Origin of the sequence: Fictibacillus enclensis, assembly GCF_001457035.1 — a bacterium.
Classification (GTDB): Bacteria; Bacillota; Bacilli; order Bacillales; family Fictibacillaceae; genus Fictibacillus_C; species Fictibacillus_C enclensis.
Genome location: NZ_KQ758617.1, coordinates 680,348 through 691,514, shown reverse-complemented (window position 1 = coordinate 691,514; position 11,167 = coordinate 680,348). Strand labels below are relative to the sequence as shown.

General features: G+C 45.1%; 9 protein-coding genes and 1 other annotated feature. Of the genes, 2 read left to right on the top strand and 7 right to left on the bottom strand.

Annotation, left to right across the window (positions count from 1 at the left end):
* The 5 genes from AS030_RS03660 to AS030_RS03640 all read right to left on the bottom strand — a co-directional run bounded on the left by AS030_RS03660 (nucleotide 1) and on the right by AS030_RS03640 (nucleotide 7,727).
* The gene (locus AS030_RS03660; protein ID WP_061968510.1) at nucleotides 1–1,353 is read right to left on the bottom strand and encodes an aspartate aminotransferase family protein; all 1,353 of its coding nucleotides are present in this window, start codon (nucleotides 1,351–1,353) and stop codon (nucleotides 1–3) included.
* A gap of 314 nt (nucleotides 1,354–1,667) precedes the next feature.
* Entirely contained in the window at nucleotides 1,668–3,587 is a 1,920-nt protein-coding gene (gene thrS, locus AS030_RS03655; protein WP_061968508.1) for a threonine--tRNA ligase, read from the bottom strand.
* A gap of 326 nt (nucleotides 3,588–3,913) precedes the next feature.
* Nucleotides 3,914–4,138: a binding site (T-box leader), on the bottom strand.
* Nucleotides 4,139–4,198: 60 nt separating this feature from the next.
* Nucleotides 4,199–4,876: a ribose-5-phosphate isomerase RpiA gene (gene rpiA, locus AS030_RS03650; RefSeq protein ID WP_061968505.1), complete on the bottom strand. Its 678-nt coding sequence runs from the start codon at nucleotides 4,874–4,876 to the stop codon at nucleotides 4,199–4,201.
* A gap of 63 nt (nucleotides 4,877–4,939) precedes the next feature.
* The gene (locus AS030_RS03645) at nucleotides 4,940–7,111 is read right to left on the bottom strand and encodes a type IA DNA topoisomerase (RefSeq protein ID WP_061968503.1); all 2,172 of its coding nucleotides are present in this window, start codon (nucleotides 7,109–7,111) and stop codon (nucleotides 4,940–4,942) included.
* A gap of 88 nt (nucleotides 7,112–7,199) precedes the next feature.
* On the bottom strand, nucleotides 7,200–7,727 hold the full coding sequence (locus AS030_RS03640) for a DinB family protein (RefSeq protein WP_061968501.1): 528 nt from the start codon (nucleotides 7,725–7,727) through the stop codon (nucleotides 7,200–7,202).
* Between the two features lie 166 nt (nucleotides 7,728–7,893).
* On the opposite strand from AS030_RS03640, the gene AS030_RS03635 reads away from it, so the two are divergent.
* Nucleotides 7,894–8,430, top strand: a complete 537-nt coding sequence (locus AS030_RS03635) for a GNAT family N-acetyltransferase (protein WP_061968499.1) — start codon at nucleotides 7,894–7,896, stop codon at nucleotides 8,428–8,430.
* A gap of 30 nt (nucleotides 8,431–8,460) precedes the next feature.
* On the opposite strand, the gene AS030_RS03630 is transcribed toward AS030_RS03635, so the two are convergent.
* Nucleotides 8,461–8,916: an OsmC family protein gene (locus AS030_RS03630; RefSeq protein WP_061968496.1), complete on the bottom strand. Its 456-nt coding sequence runs from the start codon at nucleotides 8,914–8,916 to the stop codon at nucleotides 8,461–8,463.
* Between the two features lie 193 nt (nucleotides 8,917–9,109).
* Here AS030_RS03630 and AS030_RS03625 point away from each other — a divergent pair, with 193 nt between their 5' ends.
* Nucleotides 9,110–10,270: a SpoIIE family protein phosphatase gene (locus AS030_RS03625; protein WP_061968494.1), complete on the top strand. Its 1,161-nt coding sequence runs from the start codon at nucleotides 9,110–9,112 to the stop codon at nucleotides 10,268–10,270.
* Nucleotides 10,271–10,309: 39 nt separating this feature from the next.
* On the opposite strand, the gene AS030_RS03620 is transcribed toward AS030_RS03625, so the two are convergent.
* Nucleotides 10,310–11,164 (bottom strand): CheR family methyltransferase, encoded by an 855-nt coding sequence (locus AS030_RS03620; RefSeq protein ID WP_061968492.1) that lies wholly within the window; start codon nucleotides 11,162–11,164, stop codon nucleotides 10,310–10,312.
* Between the last annotated feature and the right edge of the window lie 3 nt (nucleotides 11,165–11,167).

Sequence of the window (11,167 nt, the reverse complement as noted above, 5' to 3'; positions counted from 1 at the left end):
TTACTCTCCATTTACAGCTGCCTGTATGGCCTGTTCAAAAATCCAGGCTACATCCAGGACTTGCTCTTCTGTAATAATAAGCGGCGGCAGAAAACGAACCACACTGCCATGGCGTCCGCCGACTTCAAGGATCAGCCCGCGATGAAAGCATTCACGCTGGATCGCACTGGCGAGCGATGGAGCAGCAGGAAGACTTCCGTTTTTCCCTTTCTTTCCTTCCGGGTTGACGATTTCCGCGCCAATCATCAATCCTCTCCCTCTCACATCGCCGATTTGCCGATAAGATAACTGAATTTGCTCAAGCCTTTCACTAAGAAGCTCTCCCATCCTTTTCGCATGCCCGGACAAGTTCTGCTTTTTGATGAAGTTAAGGGTGGCTGTGCCTGCTGCCATCGCCATTTGATTCCCTCTGAACGTACCAATGTGAGCTCCCGGTGACCATTGGTCGAGTGCCTTATCATAAACCACAACGGATAGTGGCAAACTCCCTCCGATGGCTTTTGACAGAACGAGTACATCCGGTACAATTCCGGCGTGTTCAAAGGCAAAGAATTCCCCTGTTCTTCCGATTCCTGTCTGCACTTCATCAATGATGAGAGGTATGCCCCGTTCTTTGGTGATTCTTCTCATCTCCTGAAGCCATTCAATTGGTGCTGGAATACTGCCGCCCTCCCCCTGAACCACTTCAAGGATCATGGCTGCTGGTGCAAGGATTCCGCTTTCCGGATCATCGAGCAGATTCTCGATGTATTGCGAGCTGATGCGATGTGACTCATCTCCACCAATACCGAACGGATCCCGGTAGGTGTATGGATATGGCAAAAAGTGAACATCCGGCATAAGGCCTCTTATTTTCTCCTTTGGCCCAAGGTTGCCACTGAGTGCCATCGTGCCATGAGTGGACCCGTGATACCCGCCCTGGAAGGATAGAATGCTCTGCCGTCCTGTTGCCGTTTTTGTTAATTTAATGGCTGCCTCAATGGCATCTCCACCCGTCGGCCCGCAAAATTGGATCTTGGCTTTTTGGGCAAATTCCTTCGGAAGGCTGTCAAACAGCTCGGTGACAAACTCTTCCTTGACCGGAGTGGTAAGGTCAAGCGTATGCAGAGGGCGCTTGTCCTTGATCACTTGTTGTATAGCCTCGATTACCACAGGGTGGTTATGTCCGAGCGCCAGAGTTCCCGCGCCGGCCAAACAGTCATAATAGGTTTTTCCGTTCACGTCTTTTACAAAAATGCCCTCTGCTTCTTCGATCGCAATAGGAATTCTGCGCGGATACGACCGGGCATTGGATTCTCTGCCCGCCTGCTGTTTTAGAAGAAACTCATTCTTTGTTAATTGTTGAGTAACCATCTATATCAAACTCCTTTAATTGATAATGATTTTCATTAACATTTACAGCCTCTACTCTAAATGAAAATCATTCTCATCGTCAATCATACTTGAGAACCATTATCACTTAACTTTCATCTGCCAAGAATACGGCTATCTTGTTGCCGAGTATGCCTAAAATCCTTACATGCCATGGATTCAGCCCTTTTTGAGGGCAACCGTTCTGAAACACTTTTCTTCACTTGTCGAAGGATAAATAATAGTGCTTTTGTACTAATAGCTGTGAATAAAAAAAGAGAGACTTCTCATTTGCATGAGAAATTCTCTCTTTTCCATCATTTTTTATTCTCAATTTCTACCTTGAGTTTTTTTAGAAAAGCCTCCGGTTTCATAAACACAGATGTCCTTTCGCTGTACCTTCTTACGCTGACTCCTTTGTTTTTGAGTTCTTCATCACCGATTACGAGTGTATACGGAGTTTTCAGGATTTGCGCCTCACGGATTTTATACCCCAGTTTCTCCTCTCTGAGATCTGCTTCTGCTCTGATTCCCGCACCTCTTAATTGTTGCAGGAGTTCCTTTGCATTTTCCGAATGCGCATCAAGCGACACCGGGATAATTTTAACCTGCACCGGAGAAAGCCAAACCGGGAAAGCCCCGGCATAATGTTCGATCAGTATGCCCAAAAAGCGGTCAATGGAGCCAAGAACGGCACGGTGAATGACTACCGGACGCCGCTTTTCATTATGCTCATCCATATAATGAAGGTCGAACTTTTCCGGCATTTGAAAATCAAGTTGGACTGTTGCACATTGATGGCTTCTCTTTATGGCATCTCGGATATGAAAATCAATTTTTGGGCCGTAAAATGCTCCGTCTCCTTCATTGATCCGGTAAGAGAAACCTGCCTTTTGCAATACAGTTGCCAGAGCGCTTTCAGCTTGATTCCAGAGCGTTTCATCTCCCATAAAATCCTCCGGCCGTGTGGAAAGCTCGACATCGAAAGAAAAGCCAAATGTGCTGTAGACCTCATTGACAACTCGTAAAACAGATGTTAGTTCCTCTTCTATTTGCTCAGGTGTTACAAAAATATGAGCGTCATCCTGGCAAAACGTCCTGACTCTCAAGAGCCCATTCAACGCACCGCTGTATTCATGGCGGTGCACCTGTCCAAACTCTGCCAGCCTGAGCGGCAGGTCTCGGTAGGAGCGCCGCTTATTTTTGTAAATGAGCATATGTCCGGGACAATTCATTGGTTTTAATGCAAAACTTGCGTCATCCACATTTGTGAAATACATATTATCCTTGTAATGCCCCCAGTGGCCCGACTTCTCCCACAGCCTCTGATTCATCATCAGCGGAGTCCTGACTTCTTCAAACCCGCCCATATCCTGGAATTTCCGTAAAAACCCTTCGAGTTCCTTTCGAATCACCTGTCCTTTCGGCAAGAAAAACGGCATTCCTGGAGCTTCATCGGAAAACATAAACAACTCCAGTTCTTTACCAAGCTTCCGGTGATTTCGTTTGGCAGATTCCTCCAAGAACTGCAGATGCTCATCCAGCTTCTTTTTAGAAGAAAACGCCACACCATAAATCCGCTGCAGCATCCGATTATTGGAATCTCCCCTCCAGTAGGCACCAGAAACCGAAGTTAATTTGAATGCCTTAATCCGCCCTGTTGAAGGTAGATGAGGCCCCCGGCACAAATCCCGGAATTCGCCTTGTTTATAAAAAGTGATCAGCTCTCCATCAGGAATATCACGCAGCAATTCAAGCTTGAGCTCATCGTCCTTATCCTGCCAGTAGCAGGCGGCTTCCTCTCTTGTTGCCGTTAACCGCTCAATCCGTAAATTTTCGGCAATGATTTTCTTCATTTCGGCTTCTATGGCGGAAAGATCTTCATTGGAGATGGAAACTGGCAGATCAAAATCATAATAAAACCCATTTTCAATGGCAGGCCCGACCCCAAACTTCACCTCTCCGTAAATCCGTTGAACCGCCTGTGCAAGAACGTGGGCTGCGCTATGCCTTAAAACCTCTTCGCCTTCAGGGGATTGCAGACTAATAATTTCGATGTTTGCATCTTTTTCAAGAGGTGTGCTGAGATCTGAAAGCCGTCCATTTACCTTGCCGGCAACTGCTTTTTTGCTTAATTCTGGGCTGATGGAAGCCGTAATTTCATGAACAGATACACCTTGCGGATAGCTGTGCCGGGAACCGTCGGGGAACTGAAGGCTGATTTCGTTTGCTTTCATTTTTCATCTCTCCATTCTGTTTTTAAATAACAAAAAGCACACCCATCCCTCATCTAGGGACGAGCGTGCTTTTACCCGTGGTTCCACCCTGGTTCCCGCCATTACGATCAATGGCGGCTCCATTTGCTTTAACGCAGCATCTGCGGAATAAGCTAATCAATCCAGTTCACCCATTCAGCTCCCAGGCGGTAATCCGTGCCCCTTTGTCAGGAAGTTCTCAGCTCTCCTTCCTTCTCTGTATGACCGGTTGGCAATGGATATTGTCCTGTTCAACACTATTTTTAATTTAGGAGATGAGAAAAAGAAAAAACGCACTCATCCCAAACAAAAGGGACGAGTGCGTTTTACCCGTGGTTCCACCCAGATTCCCATCAAACAGCATGGCTATTTGATGGCTCCTTAGCTTTAACGCAGCGTCTGCGGTATGAGCTACTGTGTTCACCCATACAGCTCAAGGATGGTAAGCCGTTCCGCAGCGTTGGGAAGTTCTCAGCACCCTTCCTCTCTGTGCAACCGTACAGAATGGCTCATGTTCCTTTCAATGCTTTTTAACCGATCAGTTTTATTAAAATACAATATACAGCATATTCCAAAGGGATACAAGAAATTTTTTAAGAGTTCCTATTTTTTTCGATAATTTCGGGACCTTCAGCCTCACCGACCACGATGAGATCGGCACCATTCAAAAACAGGCCGTGCTCTACTACACCCGTAAGGCTGTCTAGCCATGTTGCCAGCTGCTCGGGTTCACGAATCTCCTCCAAATGAAGATCAATAATATAATGGCCGCTGTCTGTCACATAAGGAGCATTTTCTTTGTCCCGGATCACTGGCGAAAGACCCTGTTTTTCAAAATATCGAAATAATCGCTGTGCTCCAAACGGAATCACTTCTACAGGAAGAGGAAATTTTCCCAATGTTTGTACTTTCTTGGCGGGGTCCACCACCCAAATCACTTTTGCCGAGGCATTAGCGACCACTTTTTCAAACAAAAGTGCCCCGCCTCCTCCTTTAATGCCATTAAGCTTGGGATCCACTTCATCCGCACCATCAATGGTCAGGTCGATCTTATCCACGTCATCAATGGAAACCAGCGGAATACCAAGAGATTGAGCCAGCTTGGTCGTAGAAGCTGACGTTGATACACCTTTTATCCGAAGACCGTTTTTCACGGCCTCTCCAACCTTTTGTATGGTATAAAACACGGTGGAGCCTGTGCCAAGTCCGACCGTCATCCCGTCTTCGATGTAATCGGCTGCTTTTTCGCCTGCCAGTTGTTTTTGATTCATGGCCCTGTCTCCTTTGGGGTTTGGTTTCGTCTGCCCTTCTGACTCTAGGATACACGCTTCGACTTACATTTTAAACTCAATTTTTCCGGTTTCTTTGTTCAGGGCAAGAGCAGCAGCAAATGGTTTGCCCTGCTTGCTTTTGAACCCCTTGAGCTTAGTCGTTTCACCCTTTTCCAGAAGCCTCTTCACCTGTGCGGGTGACAGCTTCTTTTTGGCAATTCTGCCCGAAATTGTGAATTTACATCCTTCCTTATAGCCGCTGCAGCCGTAAAAGTCATTGCGTTTAATGGCAATATGGATGATATCTTTTCCGCAAAACGGACACGTTCCGAGACGCTCATTTTCCGCTTTCGCCGTCTTGGATACGGGCAAGGGTTCCACTTTCCAGCTTCCAGACGCTGCAATAGCATCCTGAATCACTTTCTCTGTCATTCTCTTGGTCATATCGATAAACTGCTTTGCGTCCGCTCTGCCTTTACCAATTTCGTGCAGGCGCTGCTCCCAGAGAGCTGTTGTCTCCGCCGAGGTTAAAATGGAATCATCACCGATCGCCGTGATTAATGCTTTCGCTTTTTCTGTCGCATACACTTGATTTTTCTGAACACGGATATAGTCCAGTTCTTCAATTTTTTTGATGATACTGCTTCTCGTGGCTTCCGTTCCCAGCCCCTGGACCTGATTCAGCACCTTGCTCAGCTCTTCATCTTCAATCGTTTTTCCTGCTGTTTTCATTAATGTGACCAGGCTTCCCAGGGTATACCGTTTCGGGGCCTGCGTCTTTCCTTCCCGAATGCTTACCTGTTCCACTGTACCCGTTTCCCCTGATTGAACATCAGGTAATACAGTGTTTTCTTCATCGTCTTTGTTGTCTGCTTTTTTAGTGTTCTTTTCAAACAGGACCTTGCGCCAGCCCTCCTGTATAATCACTTTTCCCTTGGATACAAATTCATCGTGGTTATTGACTTTCGTTACGATTGTAGTGATATCCATAACGGCTTTATCATAATGGGCAGCGATTACGCTTCTCACAATAAGGTCATAGATATTCCGCTCATCCCTGCTTAGTTTTTCAGGGCTTGCCACATTTTCCGTGGGAATAATGGCATAGTGGTCAGAAACCTTTGCGGCATTCACAAAGCGCGGGTTTCCCATCAGCGAACGTTTGGGGGCGGGCAGCAAATGATTATAGTTTTCTTGTTGGGCAAGCTTTTGTAAAATACCTGGCAACGTTTTTGCTTCTTCCTCCGTAATATACGGGCTGTCTGACCGCGGATAACTGACTATCTTTTTTAAGTACAGCTCACTTGTAATATTCAGCGTTTTTTCAGGCGAGTATTTGTAGATTTGATTGGCTTTTGCCTGCAGAGCAGAAAGGTTATACAGCATGGGCGGATGATATTCTTTTCGGTCCTTTCTAACATCGGCAACCGCACATCGCTGATCTTTGGTTCGTTCGGCGATCACCTCCGCCTCCTCTTTTGTCTTGAGACGGATGTTTTCCTTTTCCTGCCATTTTCCACTGTACTGATTTCCGTTCACATCAAATTCCCCAATGACTTCAAAGAAAGGCTCTGGTTTAAAGTTTTCAATTTCGGCTTCACGTTTCACTACCAAAGCAACAGTAGGAGTCATGACTCTACCGGTTGGAAAGGTTTCTCTTATTCCTTTTTTCTGCATGAGCAGCGTGTAGGCTCTTGTTGTGTTTAATCCCACGAGCCAGTCAGCACATGCCCTGGAATACGCCTCAAAAAAGACAGGCAGCGTTTCCTGCCCGCTTTTCAAATGACGGAATCCTTCAAGGACCGCTTTCTTGGTCAAGGAGGATATCCAAAGACGCATCACCGGCTTTTTGCAATTCATGTTCATCAGAAGCGACTTGTAAATGAGCTCCCCTTCCCGCCCTGCATCCGTCGCTCCAATAATACCGGTTACTTTTGGATCAAATGCGAGCTTTTTAATGATTTGAAACTGATCCCATTTGGAGGGAGATACTTTGTAGCGGAACCGCTCGGGCATCATCGGCAATGTGTCAAGCTTCCACTTTTCCCACTCAGGTTTATACTCCTTGGGCGGTACCAGTTCCAGAAGATGCCCCACACACCAGGTTAAATAAGCTCCGTCAGGAAAGGGATCCTGAGGAGGAATCTCATAAAAGCCTTTTTGTTTTTTCACTTTAGAAAAAGGCCCTGCAAGTGCCTGGGCCTGTGATGGTTTTTCAGCAATAATTAACTTCATGTTTCACTCCTAGAAACGAGAACTTCGAACGTCTGTACTCCTTTTTATTATAGCACTCTAGCCTAAAGAATAGAAATGTTCAAATGCTTCAATGTTTCGGAGCGAATAATGCCTGTTCTTCATACAAATAAAAAATATAATCGGTTGGAGCCCCTGCCTCACCCATCTGTCTGAGCATGGCCGTCAGATTGCCGCGGTGATAGGTGCCATGATTAACCACATGGCCAATTAGGTCCTGCAGCGGTGCCTTGGCCTCACCAAATTTCGGATGAGCAATGGTAATGGTCTGTTGCGGATCTTCAATTCCGTTCAGAAAGGTTACATATTTTCCGGTAATCGCGTCAAACTGTTTTTCCAGTTCGGTCAGGGAGATGCCCTTCAATTTTTCATTGAATTCATTTAACATTCCTATGGTTTCTTCATATTCCTTGCCTGAAATGGTCAATAGCCAGATAAAATCCGTTTTTAGCATATGAACAAGTGTATCCATCAGACTTGGAAATACACTGGTGATTTTTTGAGTCAGTATGCCTTCAGGAAGCTTTTTTAAGTGTTCAAACCATTTCTGGTTGGCCCAGTGATGATAATCCATGATTTTCAAAGAATAATTTTCCATTTTTCCATCACCCTTTTTCGTTTAATAGATACCCATAATGGATTCGATAAGAGTAAAGATCTTCCTGCTCTACTGGGTCATATACTTCAATGAAACAGGAAACCATCTTTCTGTGAAGAACTATTCTATTAAGTAAACCATTTCTTATATTGGAGGACCACCAATCATGGCCATTCAACAAAGAATTCGCTTGCGTGAATTAAGGCAGACAGACTGGAGATCTATCCATTCCTATGCAGGCCTCGACATCTCCTGCCGCTATCAGCCTTGGGGGCCTAATTCAGAAGAAGATACATTAAAGTTTGTAAGCCAGGCGATCAGGGATACCAAAAAGAGCCCAAGGTCACGGTTCGCATTCGCGGTCATTGAAGAGGAAAAGGAAAAATTAATCGGTGTAGCAGAGCTGAACATACGAGATTTCGGAAATAAGATCGGGGAAATCGGCTATATCATCCACCCTGATTTTTGGAGCAGCGGGTACGCCACAGAAGCAGGTGCCCTTCTTCTTCATTTAGGATATACCGTTCTTGACCTTCACCGGATCTACGCAACATGCCACCCCGAAAACTCCGGCTCCATCCGCGTTTTGGAAAAGCTCGGAATGACAAAAGAGGGGACGATGCGAGAAGATTTAAAAATGAAGAACGGCTGGCGGGATTCACTTCTTTACAGTATCCTGAAACACGAATGGGCTGGTATGTAAACAAATTAAAACCAGCACAATTGTGCTGGTTTATTGATTTTGCCCTGTGATTACCTTTGCTTCCAGGCTGACTTCCACGTTACCCTGGATGGCCCTCGTGATCATGCAGGATGTTTCTGCTTTTTCGGCAAGACGTTGCGCCAGCCCCTTGTCCTTTTGTGAGGCATCTTCCTTTAACACAATAAGAGGGCGGTGAATAATTTTTTTATAGGTAATAACTCCTTTGGTCACCTCAACAATTCCTTCTGATTCCATGGTCAAACTTTCTTTTTCAAGCTGGCTGCGCTCCATCATGGCAGCGAGCGTAATAATATAACAGGTTGCCGCAGCTCCAAGGAGCATTTCATCCGGATTGGTTCCTACACCGGGACCCTCCATTTCCGGCGGGATGGATATCTTTGTTTTTAAATTTCCGGCCTCGATCTCGCCTACATCATCGCGGAGACCGGGCCAGTTTGCTTTTAAGTGAAACGAATGCTGTGCCACTATAGTTCCTCCTCCTTACATGCATACCGATAATATCATTTTATCAGGTGATCATCGATATCTCATGGTTTTTGCATGCTAAAAGGGTAAATGATACCCTTCTTTCACATTTTTAGTATAATAATAGAATATGACGGGATGTTTATTGCATTTTGTTGAATAGATAAGATTAATTTGAAGGAGAAAACCGTCCATGACCATTCTTATGGTAGATGATAATTCTGTGAATCTATTTGTGATTGATAAAATATTGAAAGGTGCCGGCTATGAAAATACGGTGTCTCTCTCATCGGCCGGCCAGCTGTTTGATTATCTTCAAATTGACAAACCCCAGGCTCCAAAGCCCGACGTTGATTTGATTCTTCTCGATATCATGATGCCGGAAACTGACGGGATCGAGGCTTGCCGGCGCATCCAGGAAGCTGAGCGGTTAAAAGATATCCCCATCATCTTTATTACTGCTTTGGAGGACGCCAATAAACTGGCTGAGGCGTTGGATGTTGGGGGTATGGATTACATAACAAAACCGATTAATAAGGTTGAGCTTCTCGCCCGTATTCGTGTCGCCCTCCGCTTAAAGTATGAAAAAGACTGGCACATGGAGCAGGAGAAAAAAATCAGGGATGAACTGGACTTGGCGATGCAAGTGCAGCGGAGCCTCTTGAATCCCCCTCTTCTTCAGGAAAATATTCAAATCAATGTATCCCATCTGCCTTCTTTTAAGCTGGCTGGTGATATGTACTACTGGCACCGTTTCAATGACCATCGATACGGCGTGATTCTGTTGGATATGATGGGCCATGGCTTGTCCTCTTCTCTCGTCTGCATGTACATCTCTTCTGTCATGAGGGATGCGATCAAGATGCTTGAAGATCCTGAACTCGTGATCAAAGAGCTGAACCGGTATATGGCGCTTCTTTATAATCAAAAAAACTTTTACAATTATTATTTTACTTCCATTTATCTGGTGATCGACACAGAAAGCAAGACAGTGGAATATGTCAATGCCGGCCACCCTCCAGGCTATGTGTTAGTCGATGATTCCGAACTTTGCATGCTAGAAAGAGGCAGCTGTGCTGTTGGTTTTTTTGACCAGATGCAGGTGACAAAATCTACCATTCAATTTGAGAACGACATCCAGCTCCTTCTTTTTACAGACGGAGTGGTAGAAGCGAATAAAGATGAAAACCTGCTGCTCGAAAAGCTGCAGTACATCGCTTCACAAAAGTGGAATCAAACGATTACGTCTCCGATCCACATGGTGATCCCGGAAGAAGAACTTGGTAATCAGCAAGACGATATGTGCATTCTGATGATTCAGGCGCAGGCAAGCAAAGTGACTTCCATTTTATAAAAAATAGAAACAGAAAAAGACGGGCCATCGGCCCGTCTTTTATCGTTTTAGATATATTTTTTCTGTGCAGTCGAACTCCATGTAATGTGGCGTCTTTTCTGAAAAACGAAGTGATTCCTTGTCACCCAGACCAAGGAAACCGCCAGGGCATAAGCTTTCATAAAATAAATTTTGAACCTGGTTTTGAAGTTCGCTTGTAAAATAAATCAACACGTTCCGGCAAATGATCACATGAAATTCATTGAATGAGGAGTCCGTTACCAGGTTGTGCTGCGCAAAACTGATGTTCTTCAAAAGAGAAGGACGGAAATAAGCAAAGTGGTCATCAGCTGTGTAGTATTCCGAAAACGCCTCTGTTCCGCCAGCTTGCATGTAATTTTTCGTGTAGGTCTGCATTTTCACCAAAGAAAAGGTTCCCTGTTTTGCTTTTTGCAGTACATTTTCATTCATATCAGTGGCATAAATTGTTGTTTTATCCGCAAGCCCTTCTTCTTCGAGCAGGATCGCCATGGAATAGACTTCCTCACCGGTTGCACATCCTGCATGCCAAATGCGTATGCTCTCCAGCTTCCTCAGCTCAGGAACCACCTTTTGGCGAAATGAACGAAAGAATGTAGGGTCACGAAACATTTCGGTTACATTAATAGAAAAATCATTGAGGATCTTTTCCAAAAATCCTTTTTCATGAATCATTTTTTCCTGAAGGGCCGTAATAGTGCCAATACGTTCCAGTCTCATCCGGTTTTGAATCCGCCGGATGATGGAGGACTTCATGTACTTTCTGAAATCAAAACCAGACAGTCGGTAAATCGCTTCAAGCAGCAAATCGACTTCAATGCGTTCCACCAACCCGATGTCCAGCTCTTCCTCACTTAACATTACTTGATTGTTCATCCG